Genomic DNA, 379 nt, shown 5'->3' with positions numbered 1-379 from the left:
ACATAAGTGAATTGTTGGGGCTGCGGTGTGCGTCTTTGTCTGCCGTTACAAAAGTTGGTGCGGGGCAGAAATATTAATGTAAACACTAAAACCCCAATATTTTATATATGATGTTGTGCAAATGTTGCTATTTATGCCTCAATCATATTTTTCCTTGTATTCATCAGACTTGCATTTCGGAAATGTCTGTTTACTTCATGAATCAATTTGTAAGGTCTATTAAAAGCTTCTTGAGATAGTTTAAAATAATCGGAAAGTCTTCTTATTGTATCTTTCGAAAGTCCCTTGTGGTAATTTAAAATCTTAGAGACTGTTCCTTTCGATAAATCTAAGATATTGACTAAGTCCTTTGCCTTTAAATCATGCTCTTCCATTAGAG

1 protein-coding gene is annotated in these 379 nt (G+C 34.0%); it reads right to left on the bottom strand.

All coding sequences use genetic code 11. The features are described from left to right. Positions 1–131 precede the first annotated feature (131 nt). The coding region (locus C6366_RS21450; RefSeq protein WP_158269873.1) for a helix-turn-helix domain-containing protein at positions 132–379 on the bottom strand (248 nt) is incomplete at its 5' end.

The organism is Desulfonatronum sp. SC1 (assembly GCF_003046795.1).
GTDB lineage: Bacteria > Desulfobacterota > Desulfovibrionia > Desulfovibrionales > Desulfonatronaceae > Desulfonatronum.
The sequence above is the reverse complement of the archived record's forward strand: the minus strand, read 5'-3'. Positions and strand labels throughout refer to the sequence as shown.